Genomic DNA, 18,189 nt, shown 5'->3' on the forward strand with positions numbered 1-18,189 from the left:
TCATTATATGTCAGGGCTGCTGTGATTGTGAGCTTGATGTGAAGATCTGCCTAATATGTTTCAGCCGCGAATCTCCCAGAACGATCGACGTCGATCCGATTTGAACCACGGACGCTGACGATACCCCTTGAACTTTCACATTCCTTACCCGAATTGAAGGGTTTTCATGGCAGAATGCGCTTTGGACTCCCGTTTCCGGTAACGGCATGACGGCCGGCTGCCGAAAGATCTGGTATTCTTTTTTGTTAAATGAGCCTTCATCATCTCTGTATACAGCAAGACTACGCTGATCGGCCAATACTTTGACCCGCATATTGATTTCATTCGTATCGCCTGCTTGAAAGACACTCGCAATCCCGACTGAATTGATTTTGGCGTTCCGGAGGCGTGAAATGCGCTTTAACATTATTCCGGCGCCAGCGGCACATAAGGCCCGATAATAAGAGATTCCGGAGGCGTGTCAAAGATGGAAGACAGATAGACGGAATCGGTGTCGCCGATTAATAATAAGGAAGAACTGGATACACCGGTAGACCGGATGTCGCCGACTTCAATATTCCGGTTAATCACTGTAAAAATCATGACGGATCATCACCTTTCATTTCACCAGGTATGTGCTTAATAAAGTGCTCGACGGCCCTGACAATATCACGCTTCACATGTTCGGCAATCTGCTCGGCATATTGCGCGGGCGCCGTATTTTCTTCTTTCGGGACATGGGACAGATAATACTGAATCCGGCTGTCCATCTGCTTTCTGATATCTTCAATAATATGATATTTGTTCGCTTCGTCCAGCCTGCTCTCATACTGAGTTTCGAGCTTCTCTAAAAGCGCGGGGATTTCTTCATTCAGGTACATATCGACGTTTTGACGGATTTGCTGCATTTGCTGGCCCGCCTGTTCCTGCTGCATCATTCCGACCTGCGGAGATGTCTGGCCGACTTCGAAGTTTTGCACGGCATTCGGATCAGTCGGATTCAATCCGATATTCAGCGTTCCTTCCAGCCGTTCAATTTTCAGCTGATCAAATTTATACTCGAGCCGATCGATTCTTGTAGAAGGCTGCTGCTTCAGCGTTGAAATTTCATTTTGGAATTCTTTCAGCTGCCGTTCGAGCTCCTGAATCTGCTGCGCCTGCTGCTGGACGAAAGAATTTAAATTCTGCAGGTAGGATGAAACGGATTGATCATACATGACATTCACCTCGCGTCTCGTTTCCTTCATTTAAACTACCGGCTTGGCGGCTGGAGCGGTACAAATGATGAGGTGCCGGGACCTCCCCCTGTTGTTACAGTCTGCTGCCCCGCGGTGACAGGCGGCGCCGGCTCAACATAACTCCCTGTATTGTACAGATTGGAAAGAGATTTAATTGAACCGGCGCTTCCGATTTGCAGTATGGAGGAATTGCTGACAGATTCTACACGCATATAATTGATATGGATCGACTGATTGACGTAAAAATTCATACGGCGCCTCCTTTATGCGTTTCCTGCCATCGGCTGATCGATTACATCATTATCGTACACATTCGTTGAATTTCTGTAATTCGTCAGTGTGAGATTGTCTCCGGTATTGAAACTGCCCGCTCCGGCAAATGTCTTAACCTCTGCTTTTGGAGAAATGGTGATGCAGTCGCCTATATGAACGACTCCGCTCGTACCGACGGCATTAATTTTAAACGCTCCGACAATTGCGGGCATACGAGCACATCCTTTTCGTGAAGATTTTCATGACTGCACTCCAGGAGCTTATCTGGGCTGCCTGCCTAAAATAGCTTATGACAAATGCACATTTTTGTGAGCGGAAAAAACTTTAGACGTAAAAACACCGGCGCTATACGCATGCCGGGCCTTATACATAAATGATACAGATTTATATACACATCACGTTTATGAGAAAGCCTCTTTTTTTCCTGCGGTGCGGCCGTGCTCAATCTGTACGGACGGGTTCAGCCCGCTGTCTTTCGTTTGTTGGATGAGCCCGCCCCGGCACCCGTTTAAAAGGCTGTCCAGCTCCTGGCTGCACCTGATGGTCTCCGTCGCATTGATTCCGAATTTTTGCGCTGTCTCGAATAAAGTTAATCTTTTTTCTTCAATTTTGTTCATCGTGTGATCTCCAATTCTCGATTATTTTGGAAAACATAGGATGATAATAGTATAACCCATTTTGTCCAAGAAGGTTTTATTTCGTCAATATGACTAAAAAAGTGACAATTTTTGATACTCTTTTACACTTATTTTCAGCCTGTTTAAAAGAGGAATTTCCCGCCCGGAGGAAGAATACATAAAGGAATGCCAGATTTAAAAATGATGGGGGATTAACATGAAATTTGCGACAGGGGAACTGAACAGCCGAAAATTTGTCGGTCTGATCATTGATGATGACAAAATCTTAGATCTGCAAAAGGCTGAAAAAAAATTGTTTGAACTTGAGACGATTCCGGGTTCGCTGATCGAGTGCATTCAAAAAGGAGATAAGTTTGTCGCGCATGCCGGACAGCTTGCGGAATGGGCGAAAAAACCGAATGACGAGTCGGGTTCATTTATGTATGCGCTGTCTGACATAAAGCTTTGCGCGCCTATTCCGAGACCTTCAAAGAACGTGATCTGCATCGGGAAAAATTATCGTGATCATGCCGTTGAAATGGGGAGTGAGGCTGATATACCGGAGCATCCCATGGTTTTTACGAAAGCCCCCGCTGCCGTTACAGGACACGGAGAAACAGTGAACAGCCACTTGGACGTAACGGAGCAGCTTGATTATGAAGGGGAGCTTGCGGTAATCATATCAAAAAGCGGATCGCACATCTCCAAAGAACATGCGCTTGATCATATATTCGGCTATACCATTGTAAATGATATAACAGCGCGCGATCTGCAGAAAAAACATAAACAGTTTTTTATCGGCAAAAGCCTGGATACGACATGCCCGATGGGCCCGGTCATTGTACATAAGTCGGCCGTCAGTGATCCGCAAAGCCTGAAAGTTGAAACGCGGGTGAACGGAGAACTGCGCCAATCAGGATCAACGGGCGACATGATTTTTCCGATAGCTGAATTAATCGAGACGCTGTCAAAAGGGATGACGCTTGAAGCCGGTGACATTATAGCGACGGGGACGCCGTCCGGTGTCGGAAAAGGGTTTAAGCCGCCGAAATTTTTAAAGCCGGGGGACCGCATTGACATTACAATTGAACCGATCGGCACGCTGTCGAACCAAATCGGATAATTGTGTGTCTTTCGCACGATTGATAATGCTCCGGGCGGCTTGTTGTGGTACCATAAGTGAGGCAGATTGATCTGATAGGGGGAATTGAACATAATGACACATTGGCATATTACTTCATGGGTCGTTGCGCTTATCCTGGTGTTTGTCAGCTACGGGCTGTACGGTGCCGGAAAAGCGAAGGGCGCAAAAATTACGCATATGATTCTGCGCTTATTCTACATTATTATTATTCTGACCGGAGCTGAGCTTTTCGTCCGTTTTGCGAATTGGAACGGAGAATACGCCGGAAAAATGCTGCTCGGCATCATTACCATCGGACTGATGGAAATGCTCGTCATCCGTAAGAAAAAAGGCAAATCAACCGGCGGACTGTGGATCGGTTTTATTATCGTGCTCGTCCTGACGGTGCTGCTCGGCCTTCACTTGCCGATCGGCTTTCACGTATTTTAATCAGTCGCTTGAAAAACCCGGATGCATCCGGGTTTTTTTAGTTGCGCATACATTTTGCGCAACTGTGCCAGCGTCAATCACTCTCGTTACCGCAAAAGCTACGGCTGTAAAGGGTAAAAGCAAACGCCGGGCGTCAATCAGCGTGAAAAACAAAGCTAAATACATCAGGCGGCACCTATTTAAAAGTGCCGTTCTGTTTGTTATGCGGTGCCGTCTTGTTTTGCCGCTGAATACATAATGGAGCGCCGCCCGTCAGATGCCGTCCATTCAAATCTGTCGTGTTTACCCGAGCTGCCGCGGTGATGCTGCAGGGCGCATTGTGCGTCATCCGCCGAGAAGTGATAAAACGAAACGCCTTCACCGGAAAACAGCGCCTGATTGTAGGAAAATACGCAATCATATACAGACAGGCCGAACCCGTGAAGATGGCTGAGAAACAGCAGAAACGTTTCATCGTCCAGCGAATCGAGCAAGGTTAACAGCGGCCGTTTGACCGGCTTTTCATAACGGATTTCTTCCCCGCCGAGCAGGGGGATGGTGTCTGCGCCGATTTCGGCCGCACCGCCGCAAATCCGTGCCGGCTGCCATCTGCCGCTGCGTTTCATCAATACGTCTGCGTTTCCTAGACTGTCTGCAAGCAGGATATCGCCTTCATCGTTTTCGACGAGGCAGATGCCGTCCTCTATCATCAGGGTGCCGCGCCCCCATTTGTTTTTTTCTGAGAAAAGCTGTTTTCGTTTCATAACCGTGCCGGTCTCCTTTGTTTGTTTCTTCTCTTCCGTTCTTTCCAAATCGGGCTTGTCTCATACAACTCTTAGTGGGACAAATCAACTATCTGCGTTTCTTTGCATAAACTGGGTAAAGTGCTGATAGAAACGAATTTGATACCGACAGAAACGGGATTGGAGCTGATATCACATGTGTGGAATTGCGGGTTGGGTCGATTTTCAAAAGCAGCTCGTCCAAGAGAAACATATTATGAACAATATGATAGACACTCTTTCAAAACGAGGGCCTGATGATTCAAACGTCTGGGGAGAGCCCCATGTTTTATTCGGACATAAAAGACTTTCGGTCGTTGACATTGAAGGCGGCCGCCAGCCGATGGCCTGCACGCATCAAGAGGAGACGTACACGATCATTTATAATGGCGAGCTGTATAACACGGAGGAACTGCGGAAGGAGCTTCAGGCGAGGGGCCACCGTTTTGAGAGGACCTCTGATACAGAAGTGCTGCTGCACAGCTATATTGAGTGGCGGGAGGAGTGCGTGAACCGCTTGAACGGTATTTTCGCTTTTGCCATCTGGGATGAAAAGCGCGAGCGGCTGTTCGGGGCAAGAGACCGGCTCGGCGTCAAACCGTTTTTTTATAAAGAACACGGCTCTTCCTTTCTGTTTGGGTCGGAATTGAAAGCCATCCTTGCTCATCCTGATGTGAAAGCCCGCACAGACAGCGGCGGACTTGCGGAAGTATTCGGACTCGGGCCGTCCAGAACTCCGGGCTGCGGGGTGTTTAAAGGAATTCACGAGTTGCGTCCCGCTCATGCGTTCACTTTCTCAAAGGACGGTTTGTCCATATGGCGTTATTGGAATGTAAAGAGCGAAAAGCATACAGACAGCTTCGATGAAACCGCGGCTCACATTCGGTACTTATTTCAGGATGCAGTGACACGCCAGCTCGTATCTGACGTGCCGGTTTGCACGTTTTTATCAGGGGGGCTTGATTCGAGCGCGATAACCGCGATAGCCGCCGCTCATTTTGAGAAACAAGGCAGAGATCCCCTTCATACTTATTCAATTGATTATGAGGAGAACAGCAAATTTTTTAAAGCGAGCGCGTTTCAGCCGAATGATGACGGCCCGTGGATCGATAAAATGACAAATGCATACGGCACACAGCATCATAAGTGCGTGATTACGCAGGATCAGCTGGTTGAACATCTGGAGGAATCCGTTCTCGTCAGAGACCTGCCGGGCATGGCTGATGTTGATTCCTCGCTATTATGGTTCTGCCGGGAAATTAAAAAAGATTTTGTCGTGAGCCTTTCCGGAGAATGCGCGGACGAAATTTTCGGCGGATATCCGTGGTTTCACACCGCGGCAGAAGAAGACGGATTTCCTTGGATGAGGTCGACTGAGGAGAGGATCACGCTCTTGGATGAAAAGTGGCAAAAACGGCTGAATCTTAGGGAATACGTGAATGCGAGATATGAAGAAACCATTGCGGAAACGCCGCTGTTAGACGGTGAGACGGGAACAGATAAAGCGAGACGGCAGCTGTTCTACTTAAATATGCTTTGGTTTATGACAAATCTGCTCGACCGCAAAGACCGCATGAGCATGGGCGCAAGTCTTGAAGTACGGGTGCCGTTCGCCGACCACAGACTTGTGGAATACGTTTGGAATATTCCTTGGGAAATGAAAATGCATGGCAGCCGGGAAAAAGGCATCTTGCGGAAAGCGCTTGAAGGACTGCTTCCTGAAGATATTTTGTACCGCAAAAAAAGCCCTTATCCGAAAACGCATCACCCGAAATACACGCAGGGGGTCACAGAATGGCTGAAAACGATTTTACAACAGAAAGATTCCGTGCTTCACACCCTGCTTGACAGAAAGAAGCTGGAAATGCTGCTGGAGACAGAAGGTTCATCTTTTCAGGTTCCGTGGTTCGGCCAGCTGATGAAAGGCCCGCAGCTGATCGCCCATCTTGCCCAGATCCATACATGGTTTGAGGCGTACCGTATCGATATAGAAGAATAACAGTGCCGCGACCGGTTTCCGCTGAAGGATATCGGTCTTTTTATTGTGAAACATATGGTACACTAAAAAACAGAGGAGTGATACCATGACCGAATACGAAACATGCGCCCAGCTTGCCGAGGCGCACTTTCCTTTATATAAACGGACTTTCTCATCACTGCCGCCAAAAAACAGGCGGGCCGCATGGGCGGTGCTTGCTTTGTTTCACGAAGCTGACCGGCTTGATGTGCAGGAACTTGGGAGATTTGAACAGGCGGTACAAGACTTTCTGAACGGGACAGGCGCCGACGGCTTTTTGTGGGAGGCGCTCGCCGATGTGCGGCAGCAATTTGCGCTTGAAGAAGAGCCGTTACGTGAGTTTATCGCCGGCCAAATCTCTGACAGAGAAAAAGTAACTTATCAAGAGTTTGATGACCTGCTGATGTACGCGGGCCAAACAGGCGGAGCCCTCGGCCTGCTTCTGCTGCCGGTTTGCGCGCGCCGGAACCAAGAGAAACTCCGCCATGCAGCCGTTTCATTAGGAGCAGCCATTCAGCTGACCCGGGTGCTTCTGGGGGTCCATACGGATGAGCGGGCGAAAAAGCGTCTCCCGCGCCAGGTGATGAAGCAATTCGGCTATACGGAAGAAGAGCTGGAGAGCCATACCGTCAACAAAGCTTTTATGAATGTATGGGAGTACATCGCATTCGAGGCCGAGGCGTATTTCGAGGAGGCGTCTGAAGCGCTGGAGCTGTTTCCGTTATACTCAAGGCCCGCCGTTACCGGTTTGCTGGCACATTACCGGTCAGAGCTCGGTGACATGAGACAACGGCTTTCGCAAGCATAAAAAAACGCCCGGCTTCATAACGAAGCTTCGGGCGTTTATGCAATCCCTTTTTGAATCCAAATCCGCGACCGCCATCTTCTGTACATAAGAATGCCTCTGACCCATTCATCCGCGATAAATGAAATCCAGATGCCCATAAGCCCCAATCCGAAATGGATGCCGAACAGATAAGCGAGAGGCAGTCCGATACCCCACATGGAAATCATCGCCATGTAAACGGGGAATTTTGCATCTCCGGCAGCCCGCAGCGAGTTGATAATAATGACATTAAATGAACGGCCGGGCTCAAGAATGATCGTCATGGCGATCAGCATGCTCGCCGTCGCAATAATGTCAGGGCTGCTTGTGAAAATTCCGATCAGCTGCTTTGAAAACAAGGTCATGATCACGGATGTCAAAGCGGCAATGCCAAGCGCCCAGTACAGACTTTTCATGCAGCGGTCATAAGCGTCGTCAAACCGTTTGGCGCCGATATATCTGCCGATCAAAATCTGTGTGCCCTGGCTGATCGCCGTTCCGAACAGCAGGATAAACATGGTGATGTTTTGCGTATAAACCTTTGTTGTAAGCGCCTGAGCGCCCATAATGGCGATAAAATAAGTGACAACCATTTGTGAAATGTTGTAAGACAGCTGTTCGCCGGCAGACGGAATCCCGATTTTCAGGAGTTTCCGCAAGTGCTCTTTATGGACGTGAAAAATCTTTTGCCATGTCAGACCGAGTCCGATGCGTTTTTTGACGATCACAATCATCGCGATCAGTCCGATGATCCGCGCAAAGGACGTTGACATCGCAACACCGGCGACGCCTAACACAGGAAGGCCGAGCGGCCCGAAAATGACAAGAAAGTTTCCGGCAATATTTAAAATATTCATCCCGATCGTAACGAACATCGTATCCTTCGTATGACCGTAGCTTTTTAAAATGGCGCTGAATGTCATAATCAAAGCCTGAATGAAGGACAGCCCGCCGACCACCTGCAAAAAGACTTTGGCATCCGGCATCAATTCATTGGAAAGACCCATCACATGAAGCAGCGGAACGGCCGCAAAAAATATGGCGGCGCTGATGGCGAGACTGATGACAAAGTTCGCTCCTATTGATACATAAGCCACTTCCTGCGCCTCTTTTTTCTGTTTAGATCCTAAAAACTGTGAAATCACAATTGTCGTACCCGTTGCGATAAAGCTGAACATCACGATAATTAAATTTAAAATCTGATTGCTGACACCCACGGCAGCCACACTGTTGTCAGAGTATTGGCTAAGCATAAGAGTGTCGGCGTTTCCCATAAACATATATAATGAAACCTCAATAAATATCGGCCAAGTCAGCGCGTATAATGAGAGTTTGTGATCAGAGGATTGTTTGAACGCAGCCCGTTTTAAAATCGCTTGTTTCATTTCTTTTAACCCCTTTCCTGACAAAATCAACGTTTAAAAGTGTACCTCCATTTTCTTATAATAAAAAGGGAGAGAAACGAAACTTCTTGCAAAAATCCGACTTAAAAAGGAGGGCCGAAAATATGTCCTTTCTCGAGTTCACAGTTCCTCCGTTCCCGGTCTTTATCGCTGCGGGAGAAGGAGTGTTCAAAAAAGGCGAAACCCATGTGAGACGGGTCTTCCCGGTGTTTGATCTGCTGTATGTGAAAAAAGGCGTCCTCTACATTACAGAAGACGAAAACGCCTTTTCCGTTGAAGCGGGAGAATATATTCTGCTTTCTCCCGGCCTTGAACATTACGGAACAAAAGGCAGTGAAGAAACGACATCCTATTCGTGGCTTCATTTTGAAGGAGCGGCTTATGAGGTGACGGAAACAACCGGGAACAACTGGTCGGAGCTGAGGCGAAAAAAAGGGAGCTTTGAAGAGCCGTCCCGCTACCGCCTGTCCCTGCCGCAAAAAGGGAAGGTGAGACGCCCGCAGTTTATGGCCGGGCAATTCAGTGTGCTGACCGATGACAGCGCAGAGAACTCCGATCTGCCGCTCAGAAAGCAGATTCTGTTTGAAGAGCTGCTGCTCCATCTTCAGAAAGAAGCGTTCCAAATCCCGTCCGCAAAGGAAAGAGTCGCATGGGAGGCCGCCCGGTACCTGCAGGAGCACTATCAGGAGAAAACAACCATCAAAGCGCTCTCTTCGGCTCTTCATTACAACCAAGACTACGTGACCCGCTGCATGCAACAGGTGCTCGGCGTCACGCCCGGCCAGTATACGAACAAAGTCAGAATGACGGAGGCGAAACGTCTTTTGTCCGCAACCAATGACAAAATGGGGGCGATCGCGGACGCCATCGGCATGGAGGACCCAACCTATTTTTCCAAACTGTTTAAACAGATTGAAGGCATTTCGCCGCTTGAATACCGCAAATTCGTAAGCCGGAAAACGGACTGACCTAAAACCAGAGAACAGAAGAGGGATCGGTAAGCATGAAAATGACAATTTACGACGTGGCCGAAAAAGCGGGCGTCTCCATCTCGACGGTCTCGCGGGTCATCAACAATACGGGGAGGATCAGTGACAAAACCCGCCGGATGGTGCTCCGTGTCATGGAGGAGATGGACTATCATCCGAATGTTCACGCATCCGCTTTGACGGGCAAAAAGACGAATATGATCGGCCTGATCACCCCGGATATTTCAAACCCGTTTTTCGGGGAACTGGCGAAAAGCATTGAAGACAGCGCCGGTGCACTGGGATTTCATATCATTATCTGCAGCACCGATTATCAGCCTGAAAAAGAAACGAAGTATTTTTCGATGCTGCGGCAGAAGCAGGCGGACGGCATTATTTTCGCGACGGGACTTGATCATGATGACAGCGTCACAGTGCTTGATGATATGGTGAAATCGGGCATCCCGCTTGCAATGATTACGCAGGATAAACCGCTCGCGCCGATGGACGTCGTCATTATCGATGACTTTCTCGGCGGCTATACGGCGGCTGAGCATCTCATATCTTTAGGCCATAAAAGAATTGCCTGTATCGTCGGCAACGGTTCGACGACGGGTGAAAGAGACAGAATCAAAGGCTTTCGAAAAGCGATGCGGGAAGCGGGGATGACACTAGATGAATCGCTGATCATACCGACGGAATATTCGCTGGAAAGCGGAAAACAGGCAGCGGGCGAGCTGTTTGACAGAGACCTTCCGACCGCCGTTTTCGCCTTTAATGATGTCTTGTCATGCGCAGTGATACAGGCGGCGCGCTCCCGGGGCATTCGGGTGCCGGAAGACCTGTCCGTCATCGGCTTTGACAATACCATTCTCGCTGAAATGACGGCACCGCCGCTCACGACGATTTCTCAGCCCATACGCGAAATGGGGCGGCGTGTCGTTGAACTTCTCATTGATGAGATTCAAGGGAAGAAAAAAACAAAAAGCAAAATCATTTTATCTCCGGAACTCGTCATCAGGCATTCTACGGCACCGGCAAAAACGCGCCCGCAGCGATAAGGCGCGTTTTTTTCTGTGAAAAACATTGTCAAACGAGAGAAAAGCATTGTAAAATTAAAACAGATTCGAGAAAGCGCTTGCGCATATACTGCGGATTACAAGAAAAGAAAGCAAACAGCTTGGGTTATAAATAAAGCGCTTTCAAAATAATGATTTCTATTTAATGAGAGAAACCGCTTGCGCCATTGCGGCATGCGGCCTCAAGAAAAAAGGAGCGGTGATAGATGACAGATCAAGTCAGATGTGCGGTGCTGGGATTAGGACGATTAGGGTATTTTCATGCGAAGCATTTAGTCAGCGAAGTTCGGGGAGCCGAGCTTGCGGCCGTCTGTGACCCGATGAAGGGAAAGGCGGAAGCGTGTGCGAAAGAATTAGGAATCGCCAAATGGACGGAGAATCCGTATGACCTGTTGGAAGATCACACGATTGACGCCGTCATCATTGTCACACCGACAAGCACACATGCGGAAATGATCATGAAGGCCGCTGAAAACGGCAAGCACATCTTTGTTGAAAAGCCGCTCACCTTGAGTCTTGAGGAATCTAAAGAAGTCATGAAAAAAATCGAAGAAACGGGCGTCATCTGCCAGGTCGGTTTTATGAGGCGGTTTGATCCGGCATACGCCGACGCGAAAAGAAGAATCGACGCCGGGGAAATCGGCAGGCCCATTTATTATAAAGGATTTACAAGAGATCAAGGCGCACCGCCCGCGGAATTTATCAAACATAGCGGAGGGCTTTTCATTGACTGTTCGATTCATGATTACGACATCGCGAGATATCTCATGAATGCCGAAGTTACGTCCGTCTGCGGGCACGGGAGAATTTTAAAGCACCCGTTCATGGAGGAGTGCGGCGACGTTGATCAGGCATTAACGTATCTTGAATTTGATTCGGGCGCGGCCGGCGATGTGGAGGCAAGCCGAAATTCTCCGTACGGGCATGATATCCGCGCCGAAATTATCGGGACGGCGGGAAGCATCTTGGTCGGTACGCTGCGGAAAAGCCATGTCACCATTTTAACGGAGTCAGGCAGCAGCTACGAAATTATTCCGGATTTTCAAGCCCGCTTTAAAGACGCTTACCGTCTGGAGCTTGAGCACTTTGCCGAATGTGTGAAAAAAGGGGAAACGCCGATTGTGACAGACGTCGATGCCACGATTAACTTAGAAATCGGGATCGCCGCGACGGAATCGTTTAAAACCGGAAGGCCTGTAAAGCTTACCCCGGGCGCCTTCGGATATGCCGGATTATGATAGATTCGAAGTGAAAAAGCAAAGGCCCGGGAGGCCTTTGCTTTTTTATGATTCGTATGAGAAAAAAATGTAGTCAGTCGGCACGCTTTTATAGCCCATTTGGTGAAGCATCGCGCTTATATTGCCGCGATGGTATGTGCCGTGATTCACAACATGCCGGATCACATCGGCATATGTCGTCCGGAGCGTTCCCATGCGCGGATGAGAAATGGAGATCGGGCCTTCCGTGTTCTCCAATTCTCTTAAAAATTTGCTGTATTCTTTGTTCAGTTCAGTCATTCTATGTTCAATCGCCTCAAAATCTCCGTCAAGCTTTTCAAATGGATCAAACTGCGAGACGATTTGTTCGTAAGTTTCTCCGTAAAGCACGTGAAGCCAAATGTAATCAGCCCGGTATATATGCACAAGCACGGCGTTCACAGTCGGAAAAACACTATCCAGTTTCTGCTGTAAGCTTGCCGCGGGCAGGGTCTTCAGATGCTGAATAACCTGCTCATTTGCCCATCTGTGGTAGTGATACAGCTTTAAAATGTCTGACATTCCAATTCCCCCTCTACCTTCCGTACATTCAACATGACCTGGCCGAATTCCTTTTATCGAAACAAAAGCGCCGCAAAATAAAAAGCAGCACCCCACATCACCAATGCCGAGCATTTATTCAGGATGCCGAGGAGCCGGCCTCCTGTATCCGCCGTTTGGACGAGCCGTCCCGCGAATGCCAGTCCGGCGAACCATACCCAGGAAACCGCGATACAAGCACCGGCAAACAGCCATTTATCAATTCCCGGATAGGCGGCGGAGCTTGTGCCGATGACACTGACGGTATCCAAAATCGCATGCGGGTTCAAAAGGGATACCATGGCGGCCGTGACCGCCTGTTTTTTTGCCGAGAAAACCGTTTTTTTCGCCTGTTCGGCCTGCGGTTTGCTTCTCCAAGTCTGCCAGCCTAAAAAACTGAGAAACAAAAAGCCGCCTATAAGCATGACGGTCTGAAAAACGGGAATCTCTGCAATAATCATTGACACGCCTGCGACGGCCGCGATGATGAGAATCGTATCGCATACCGCGGCGGCAATCACTGCGGGAAACGCCTGCCACACATGTTTTTGCCAGGCTCCCTGCTGAAAAATAAACACGTTTTGCGCGCCCAATGGCAAAATAAGGCCGAAAGCGAGCATCACTCCGTGAAGAATGGCATTCATATCGAAAAACCCTCCAATCGTCAACTAAATCTCATTGTAGCCGCACTATGTGCTGATGTCTCCGTCCATTTGGCTGGCACTTGCACCAGCCAAATGTATAATAAATAAAGAAGGAGGGATGACGTATGAACAGCTGGCGTCCGGATCGGGAGTCGCACATACCGCTTTATCTCCAGATCGAACAGCATATAAAAGAAAAAATACTTCATGGCGAATGGACCATCGGCACGAAAATTCCCTCACAAAGAAAACTCGCCGAGGAGCTTCAGGTCAACCGAAGCACAGTGACGGCAGCAGTTGATGAGTTAATCGCCCAAGGTCTTCTGGAAGGAAAAAGAGGGGGAGGCACAAAAGTCGTCAACAGTACGTGGAGCATCATGGCAGCGGCTAAGCCCCTTGATTGGAGCACATACGTTACATCGGGGAGTCATCAGCCGAATTCAGCCTTGGTTCAGGCCATTAATCAAAACGAGCCGCGTCCGGATCTGATCAGGCTGGGGACGGGTGAGCTGAGTCAAGAGCTTCTGCCTGAGAAGGAGATGGCCGAACTGTTCCGTGAAGCGGGAACTAACATTTTTGCGCTCGGCTATGAAGAGCCGAAGGGCAGCCTGAAGCTTCGGCAAAGCGTCGCGGAACATGTGAAAACAAAGGGGATTCACGCGTCCCCGGCATCCATCGTAATCGTCTCAGGCGCGCTGCAGGCGCTTCAGCTCATTTCAATCGGGCTGTTAAAGCCAAACTCTGTCATGCTGACTGAAAATCCGTCGTACCTCCATTCCCTGCGTGTGTTTCAATCAGCGGGCGTCAGGCTTAAGGGAGTGCCGATGGATGAGAGCGGAATCAAAACGGATCATCTTCCCGCTTACCGTCGGCAATACGAAGCAGGGCTGCTGTACACCATTCCGTCATTCCATAATCCGACCGGAACGGTAATGTCCCTTAAGCGGCGGAAGGAACTCATCGCGCTCGCAAGAAATCACCGTCTGCCTGTCATTGAAGATGACGCTTACGGTGATATATGGATCGATAAAGAACCGCCGCCTCCGTTAAAATCCATGGACGGTGAGGGGAATGTACTGTATATCGGCACGCTGTCAAAAACCGTAAGCCCGGGTCTGCGCATCGGATGGGTCGTCGCCCCTGAGCCGGTTGCAGACAGGCTCGCCGATATTAAAATGCAGACGGATTACGGCTCCAGCGCTTTATCTCAATGGGCGGCATGTCAATGGCTGTCAAGCGGCCGCTATGAAGCGCGTCTTTTGCGTCTCAGAAAGGAACTCAAAATCAGGAGAGATGCGGCATTGCGTTTTCTTGAAAGATACGCGGAAGATATTGCGGAGTGGCGTGTGCCGGAGGGGGGCTTTTACATTTGGGTCACTTTTCATCAAACAATCGCCGTTCAGAAGCTTTTCACCCGTGCCTTGGAGGCCGGCGTGCTGATCAATCCGGGAGCTCTCTATCTTCCCGAAGACCGGCAAAGCCTGCGTCTTTCCTATTCATACGCATCCTTACCGGGCTTGGAAAAAGGCATTCAAACGATAGCGGACATCGCCCGCCGTTTCGTTTAATAAAAGATCACGTCACAATGGCTCCGAGCGCTTCTGCGAATGTCACGGCATGAGACGGAGAGATGCGGCATCCTTTCAGCTTATCAAGCGAGACGTGCAGGTGATCAAATGTGCACGTGCTGATATCCATATTAAAAAGAGACGTGCCGATGAAGTTTGCGCCGTTCAAATCACAGACGTCAAGATCTGTGTATTCAAGAACGGCATCATTCCACTCACTTTCTGAAAGGCCGCACGTGTCAAACCGTACATGCTTCATATTGGAATAGCTGAAGGAGCTGTAATGTGCGAGGCAGTCTTCAAACCGTACATGACGCATGGCGGAATCCGCCAGATTCAAGCCGAGAAGTTTTGAATGCTGAAACGCCGTTCTATGGATGATGCTTCCGCTGAAATCAGCGTTTGAGACATCGCATTTGTCAAACAGGACATCCGTACATTCCATATGTCTGAAAGAGACATCCGTAAAAACGGTGTTTCTGAAAATGACTTTATCGGCGCGCAGGCCGTCCAGTTTGCCGTTTACGATGCCGTTTTCAACGATGACTTCTTTGAGCTCCTCATCCTGAAGTGCTTCAGTGAAAGAAAGCATCGGCAATTCTTTCGGGATTTTCGGTTTTTGGATCGTATTCATCTCATACTCCCTTTTCTAAACATAATAGCTGAAACCGGCAATTGACAGATATCACTTTCGCCCCTGCCACCCTTGCCGAATGGCGTGTTGCTTACTGAACAAAGGGTAATATCAAAGCGGGATCGCGTCAATAGCGGCGCTTATAAAAGCTTCATTCCGTTTGAACGTCATCCGGCCCGCTGAAAGATAAAAACAAAGCCTTGATAAGAGGGCTTTTGTCTGTTTCAGGCGAGTTCTTTATACATGATCACATGCGGGCCGATGCCGGGAATATCAAAGGGGCTGCCCGTGCTTTTCCAGCCGAGCTTTTCGTAATATCCCTTTACGTGACATCTGGCGTTGCACCAGACAAGCGCCGCCCCCATATCTGCCAGTTTCCGTTCCGCATAGGCGATTAACGTGCTTCCCGCTTTTTGCGTCCGGTATTCCTCAAGCGTCGCCATGCCGCGCAGCTGGTAGGCGGGCGCTGCCTGTAAAGCCTGCTGGTTCTGCGGGTAGAAAGAAGCGATGCTGATCAATGTTCCGTCGTAAAAACCTCCGAGATGAAAGGCTCCTTTGACGCTGTCCTGATCATATTTACAATCCTCAACCGTCTGATGGGGGCGGAGCACGCTGTGTCTGATCGCGTATGTGTCTTCTGCGGTGATGGGTTTTACTTCAACCATGAAAAAATCCTCCTTTGCTTGATTCTTTTTCTGTATCGTACCATGAAAAAGCCGCCTGTCATATCAGGCGGCTTCTTTCGCGTCAATGCAAATATACATCAGCCCGCTTTTCATCCTTTTGCTTAATATAAGCTGCAAGCTCTGACGTCAAATCAGAACGGAGAAACGGGGTGATTAAATAAATTCCGTTAAACAGTTCGCACGCCGTGTCGAGAAGCGATTTAGCGATGGCGAGGCCTTCGGCTTTCTGCTTTCGCTTGTCTTCACCAGCGAGCGCCATTTTTTCGCGGATGCTGTCTGACAGCTTAATGCCCGGGATTTCATGATGAATGAACTCTGCGTTGCGGCTGCTCGTTAACGGCATGATTCCGATATACACCGGTGTTTTGAGATGCTTCGTTTCATGATGAATGTCAATGAGCTGCTGCTCCGAGTAGACAGGCTGGGACACGAAATAGTCAGCTCCGCACTCGATTTTTTTCTCCAGCCGTTTGACTGCTTTATCAAGATGGCGGACATTCGGATTAAATGCTCCGGCTACGGAAAAGTTCGTTTTCTTGCCGAGCGGTTTCCCTGATAAAGAAATGCCCTCGTTGAATTGTTTAATCAGCCTGATCAAATCAAAGGACGTTAAATCATAGACGGAGGTAGCCCCCGGAAAGTCGCCGATTTTTGAAGGATCACCCGTGATGGCTAAAATGTCGGTGAGCCCGAGCGTATCCAGCCCCATTAAATGTGACTGAAGGCCGATGATGTTGCGGTCTCTGCATGTAATGTGAACGAGAGAACGGATATCAAGGCGCTCTTTCAGCAATGAACCGCAGGCGGCATTACTGATCCGCGGTGTCGCCAATGAATTGTCGGCGAGCGTCAGCGCTTCTATGCCGGTTTCTTTTAATTCAGCCGCCGCTTGCAGAAATTTGTCAAAATTCAATTTCTTCGGCGGATCAAGCTCTACGATAATTGACCGTTTTTGAGCGGCGATTTCGTTTAAACCAGGTTCGGTCCGTTCATTACGGACTGAGATGACTTCCTCTTCCCGTCTGATTTTCACTTCTTTATCAGTGACAGGAGAAAGTCCGCGGACCGCTTCAGCCATGGCTCTGATATGGTTTGGCGTCGTACCGCAGCAGCCGCCGATAATGCGCGCGCCCTGAGTGCGGAACTGTACGGCGCTCTCCCGGAAATAGGCATCGTCCGTATCATAAACAAGCCGGCCTTCTTCTAAAGACGGAAGGCTGCTGTTCGGATAGACCGATAAATAAGCGTCACGGAAAATCGGCACTTCGGTGAGCGCTTCAATCATGTGGTACGGGCCGAGCCGGCAATTGATTCCCGTTATGTCAGCGCCGAGATCGGCAATGGACCTGAGGGCTTCCCGAAGCGGCGTTCCGTCCTGCAGCACGCCCTGTTCGTGCATGGATACGTTCAGCATAATCGGAAGTTCCGTTTCTTTTCTCGCGATCTTCAGCACTTCGCGGGCCTCTTCTAAATCATAGTATGTTTCCAGAAGCAGACCGTCCGGCTCTTCGTGCAGCAATAAATAAAGCTGCTCCCGAAAGCTGCGTTTAATCTCCTCCAGGCTGTAGGCGTTTTTGTTAAAGGTGCGGATGCCGCCCATCGTTCCCAATACATAAGCGCCGTCTGAGGAAGCGCGCGCGATTCTGACCGCCTCCTGATTGATTTTTTTCGTTTCATCCTCAAGTCCGTATCTTGAGAGCTTAATAAAATTCGCGCCGTACGTATTTGTCTGGATGATGTCTGCCCCGGCTTCCACGTAAGCCTTATGTATCCGCTTGATTTCTTCGGGCTTTGATACGTTCAGTTCCTCAAAACATCTGTCAATGCCGTAGGAATAGAGGAGAGTGCCCATCGCGCCGTCTCCGATTAAAATCCGTTCTTCTAAGTCTTGTAATAGTCCCATTGTTTGCCTCCTTCATCACATTCAGCAAGGAAAAAAGAGAAATAAAAAAAGTCTTCTTAAGAAGAAGACTTTGTAATCATTTGTCTCTCTTCTTATCTTCCAAGCTGTTTTTAGCTTGCTGGATTTAGCACCTTGGTCATGGTTTGGGTAAACCACTACACCGGTTGCTGAAGCGTCGTCGGGCCAGTCCCTCGGCTTCTCTTGATAAGAACGTTCATGTAATT

At 49.1% G+C, this 18,189-nt stretch carries 21 protein-coding genes and 1 riboswitch; of the genes, 8 read left to right on the forward strand and 13 right to left on the reverse strand.

Features of this window, described 5'->3' with window-relative positions; translation table 11 throughout:
• Positions 1 to 10 precede the first annotated feature (10 nt).
• The 6 genes from J6600_RS05435 to J6600_RS05460 form a co-directional block, all read right to left on the reverse strand.
• A complete protein-coding gene (locus J6600_RS05435; protein ID WP_014417372.1) occupies positions 11 to 406 on the reverse strand; it encodes a spore germination protein GerPE in 396 nt (131 codons plus the stop codon).
• Positions 406 to 582, reverse strand: coding sequence for a hypothetical protein (locus J6600_RS05440; RefSeq protein WP_003155141.1), 177 nt, complete (start codon positions 580 to 582; stop codon positions 406 to 408). The genes J6600_RS05435 and J6600_RS05440 overlap by 1 nt, the downstream gene beginning before the upstream one ends.
• Positions 579 to 1,196, reverse strand: a complete 618-nt coding sequence (gene gerPC / locus J6600_RS05445) for a spore germination protein GerPC (protein ID WP_014417373.1) — start codon at positions 1,194 to 1,196, stop codon at positions 579 to 581. Before gerPC ends, J6600_RS05440 begins: the two co-directional genes overlap by 4 nt.
• 35 nt (positions 1,197 to 1,231) lie before the next feature.
• Entirely contained in the window at positions 1,232 to 1,468 is a 237-nt protein-coding gene (locus tag J6600_RS05450) for a spore germination protein GerPB (protein ID WP_007409164.1), read from the reverse strand.
• A gap of 12 nt (positions 1,469 to 1,480) precedes the next feature.
• On the reverse strand, positions 1,481 to 1,702 hold the full coding sequence (locus J6600_RS05455) for a spore germination protein (RefSeq protein ID WP_003155135.1): 222 nt from the start codon (positions 1,700 to 1,702) through the stop codon (positions 1,481 to 1,483).
• Positions 1,703 to 1,891: 189 nt separating this feature from the next.
• Positions 1,892 to 2,107, reverse strand: coding sequence for an aspartyl-phosphate phosphatase Spo0E family protein (locus tag J6600_RS05460; RefSeq protein WP_014417374.1), 216 nt, complete (start codon positions 2,105 to 2,107; stop codon positions 1,892 to 1,894).
• A gap of 217 nt (positions 2,108 to 2,324) precedes the next feature.
• Between J6600_RS05460 and J6600_RS05465 the strand changes: the two genes are divergently transcribed.
• Together J6600_RS05465 and J6600_RS05470 are read left to right on the forward strand one after the other, a co-directional pair.
• Entirely contained in the window at positions 2,325 to 3,230 is a 906-nt protein-coding gene (locus J6600_RS05465; protein ID WP_202729492.1) for a fumarylacetoacetate hydrolase family protein, read from the forward strand.
• Positions 3,231 to 3,323: 93 nt separating this feature from the next.
• Complete coding sequence (locus tag J6600_RS05470) at positions 3,324 to 3,680, forward strand: YisL family protein (RefSeq protein WP_003155128.1); 357 nt, start codon at positions 3,324 to 3,326, stop codon at positions 3,678 to 3,680.
• Between the two features lie 200 nt (positions 3,681 to 3,880).
• Here J6600_RS05470 and J6600_RS05475 read toward each other — a convergent pair whose 3' ends face one another.
• Positions 3,881 to 4,423 (reverse strand): DUF2777 family protein, encoded by a 543-nt coding sequence (locus J6600_RS05475; protein ID WP_209388079.1) that lies wholly within the window; start codon positions 4,421 to 4,423, stop codon positions 3,881 to 3,883.
• Between the two features lie 175 nt (positions 4,424 to 4,598).
• Between J6600_RS05475 and asnB the strand changes: the two genes are divergently transcribed.
• Together asnB and J6600_RS05485 are read left to right on the forward strand one after the other, a co-directional pair.
• Positions 4,599 to 6,440, forward strand: a complete 1,842-nt coding sequence (gene asnB / locus J6600_RS05480; RefSeq protein WP_209388080.1) for an asparagine synthase (glutamine-hydrolyzing) — start codon at positions 4,599 to 4,601, stop codon at positions 6,438 to 6,440.
• Positions 6,441 to 6,525: 85 nt separating this feature from the next.
• Complete coding sequence (locus J6600_RS05485) at positions 6,526 to 7,266, forward strand: squalene/phytoene synthase family protein (protein ID WP_110124631.1); 741 nt, start codon at positions 6,526 to 6,528, stop codon at positions 7,264 to 7,266.
• A gap of 35 nt (positions 7,267 to 7,301) precedes the next feature.
• Here J6600_RS05485 and J6600_RS05490 read toward each other — a convergent pair whose 3' ends face one another.
• Positions 7,302 to 8,669: an MATE family efflux transporter gene (locus J6600_RS05490; RefSeq protein WP_003155121.1), complete on the reverse strand. Its 1,368-nt coding sequence runs from the start codon at positions 8,667 to 8,669 to the stop codon at positions 7,302 to 7,304.
• A gap of 122 nt (positions 8,670 to 8,791) precedes the next feature.
• On the opposite strand from J6600_RS05490, the gene J6600_RS05495 reads away from it, so the two are divergent.
• The 3 genes from J6600_RS05495 to iolX all read left to right on the forward strand — a co-directional run bounded on the left by J6600_RS05495 (position 8,792) and on the right by iolX (position 11,972).
• Positions 8,792 to 9,655, forward strand: coding sequence for an AraC family transcriptional regulator (locus J6600_RS05495; RefSeq protein ID WP_025649568.1), 864 nt, complete (start codon positions 8,792 to 8,794; stop codon positions 9,653 to 9,655).
• Positions 9,656 to 9,690: 35 nt separating this feature from the next.
• Positions 9,691 to 10,716, forward strand: coding sequence for a LacI family DNA-binding transcriptional regulator (locus J6600_RS05500; RefSeq protein ID WP_209388081.1), 1,026 nt, complete (start codon positions 9,691 to 9,693; stop codon positions 10,714 to 10,716).
• Between the two features lie 224 nt (positions 10,717 to 10,940).
• Positions 10,941 to 11,972, forward strand: coding sequence for a scyllo-inositol 2-dehydrogenase (iolX, locus tag J6600_RS05505; protein ID WP_017417427.1), 1,032 nt, complete (start codon positions 10,941 to 10,943; stop codon positions 11,970 to 11,972).
• A gap of 45 nt (positions 11,973 to 12,017) precedes the next feature.
• On the opposite strand, the gene J6600_RS05510 is transcribed toward iolX, so the two are convergent.
• Positions 12,018 to 12,512, reverse strand: coding sequence for a DinB family protein (locus tag J6600_RS05510; RefSeq protein ID WP_209388082.1), 495 nt, complete (start codon positions 12,510 to 12,512; stop codon positions 12,018 to 12,020).
• 53 nt (positions 12,513 to 12,565) lie between these two features.
• Positions 12,566 to 13,174, reverse strand: coding sequence for a LysE/ArgO family amino acid transporter (locus tag J6600_RS05515; RefSeq protein ID WP_014417385.1), 609 nt, complete (start codon positions 13,172 to 13,174; stop codon positions 12,566 to 12,568).
• Positions 13,175 to 13,299: 125 nt separating this feature from the next.
• On the opposite strand from J6600_RS05515, the gene pdxR reads away from it, so the two are divergent.
• Positions 13,300 to 14,742, forward strand: a complete 1,443-nt coding sequence (gene pdxR / locus J6600_RS05520; protein WP_209388083.1) for a MocR-like pyridoxine biosynthesis transcription factor PdxR — start codon at positions 13,300 to 13,302, stop codon at positions 14,740 to 14,742.
• Between the two features lie 7 nt (positions 14,743 to 14,749).
• On the opposite strand, the gene J6600_RS05525 is transcribed toward pdxR, so the two are convergent.
• From J6600_RS05525 to J6600_RS05535, 3 genes are all read right to left on the reverse strand, one after another.
• Positions 14,750 to 15,376: a pentapeptide repeat-containing protein gene (locus tag J6600_RS05525; protein WP_209388084.1), complete on the reverse strand. Its 627-nt coding sequence runs from the start codon at positions 15,374 to 15,376 to the stop codon at positions 14,750 to 14,752.
• A 224-nt stretch (positions 15,377 to 15,600) separates the two neighbouring features.
• Positions 15,601 to 16,041: a GNAT family N-acetyltransferase gene (locus J6600_RS05530; protein ID WP_209388085.1), complete on the reverse strand. Its 441-nt coding sequence runs from the start codon at positions 16,039 to 16,041 to the stop codon at positions 15,601 to 15,603.
• Between the two features lie 82 nt (positions 16,042 to 16,123).
• A complete protein-coding gene (locus J6600_RS05535; protein WP_014417388.1) occupies positions 16,124 to 17,965 on the reverse strand; it encodes a bifunctional homocysteine S-methyltransferase/methylenetetrahydrofolate reductase in 1,842 nt (613 codons plus the stop codon).
• An 89-nt stretch (positions 17,966 to 18,054) separates the two neighbouring features.
• Positions 18,055 to 18,176: riboswitch (SAM riboswitch) on the reverse strand.
• Between the last annotated feature and the right edge of the window lie 13 nt (positions 18,177 to 18,189).

Origin of the sequence: Bacillus sp. LJBV19 (genome assembly GCF_017797845.1) — a bacterium.
GTDB lineage: Bacteria > Bacillota > Bacilli > Bacillales > Bacillaceae > Bacillus > Bacillus velezensis.

What these genes read in the sequence shown, in the direction of transcription:
- J6600_RS05435 (WP_014417372.1), bottom strand. Translation starts at nt 406, where the DNA reads ATGTTAAAGCGCATTTCACGCCTCCGGAACGCCAAAATCAATTCAGTC.
- J6600_RS05440 (WP_003155141.1), bottom strand. Translation starts at nt 582, where the DNA reads ATGATTTTTACAGTGATTAACCGGAATATTGAAGTCGGCGACATCCGG.
- gerPC (WP_014417373.1), bottom strand. Translation starts at nt 1,196, where the DNA reads ATGTATGATCAATCCGTTTCATCCTACCTGCAGAATTTAAATTCTTTC.
- J6600_RS05450 (WP_007409164.1), bottom strand. Translation starts at nt 1,468, where the DNA reads ATGAATTTTTACGTCAATCAGTCGATCCATATCAATTATATGCGTGTA.
- J6600_RS05455 (WP_003155135.1), bottom strand. Translation starts at nt 1,702, where the DNA reads ATGCCCGCAATTGTCGGAGCGTTTAAAATTAATGCCGTCGGTACGAGC.
- J6600_RS05460 (WP_014417374.1), bottom strand. Translation starts at nt 2,107, where the DNA reads ATGAACAAAATTGAAGAAAAAAGATTAACTTTATTCGAGACAGCGCAA.
- J6600_RS05465 (WP_202729492.1), top strand. Translation starts at nt 2,325, where the DNA reads ATGAAATTTGCGACAGGGGAACTGAACAGCCGAAAATTTGTCGGTCTG.
- J6600_RS05470 (WP_003155128.1), top strand. Translation starts at nt 3,324, where the DNA reads ATGACACATTGGCATATTACTTCATGGGTCGTTGCGCTTATCCTGGTG.
- J6600_RS05475 (WP_209388079.1), bottom strand. Translation starts at nt 4,423, where the DNA reads ATGAAACGAAAACAGCTTTTCTCAGAAAAAAACAAATGGGGGCGCGGC.
- asnB (WP_209388080.1), top strand. Translation starts at nt 4,599, where the DNA reads ATGTGTGGAATTGCGGGTTGGGTCGATTTTCAAAAGCAGCTCGTCCAA.
- J6600_RS05485 (WP_110124631.1), top strand. Translation starts at nt 6,526, where the DNA reads ATGACCGAATACGAAACATGCGCCCAGCTTGCCGAGGCGCACTTTCCT.
- J6600_RS05490 (WP_003155121.1), bottom strand. Translation starts at nt 8,669, where the DNA reads ATGAAACAAGCGATTTTAAAACGGGCTGCGTTCAAACAATCCTCTGAT.
- J6600_RS05495 (WP_025649568.1), top strand. Translation starts at nt 8,792, where the DNA reads ATGTCCTTTCTCGAGTTCACAGTTCCTCCGTTCCCGGTCTTTATCGCT.
- J6600_RS05500 (WP_209388081.1), top strand. Translation starts at nt 9,691, where the DNA reads ATGAAAATGACAATTTACGACGTGGCCGAAAAAGCGGGCGTCTCCATC.
- iolX (WP_017417427.1), top strand. Translation starts at nt 10,941, where the DNA reads ATGACAGATCAAGTCAGATGTGCGGTGCTGGGATTAGGACGATTAGGG.
- J6600_RS05510 (WP_209388082.1), bottom strand. Translation starts at nt 12,512, where the DNA reads ATGTCAGACATTTTAAAGCTGTATCACTACCACAGATGGGCAAATGAG.
- J6600_RS05515 (WP_014417385.1), bottom strand. Translation starts at nt 13,174, where the DNA reads ATGAATGCCATTCTTCACGGAGTGATGCTCGCTTTCGGCCTTATTTTG.
- pdxR (WP_209388083.1), top strand. Translation starts at nt 13,300, where the DNA reads ATGAACAGCTGGCGTCCGGATCGGGAGTCGCACATACCGCTTTATCTC.
- J6600_RS05525 (WP_209388084.1), bottom strand. Translation starts at nt 15,376, where the DNA reads ATGAATACGATCCAAAAACCGAAAATCCCGAAAGAATTGCCGATGCTT.
- J6600_RS05530 (WP_209388085.1), bottom strand. Translation starts at nt 16,041, where the DNA reads ATGGTTGAAGTAAAACCCATCACCGCAGAAGACACATACGCGATCAGA.
- J6600_RS05535 (WP_014417388.1), bottom strand. Translation starts at nt 17,965, where the DNA reads ATGGGACTATTACAAGACTTAGAAGAACGGATTTTAATCGGAGACGGC.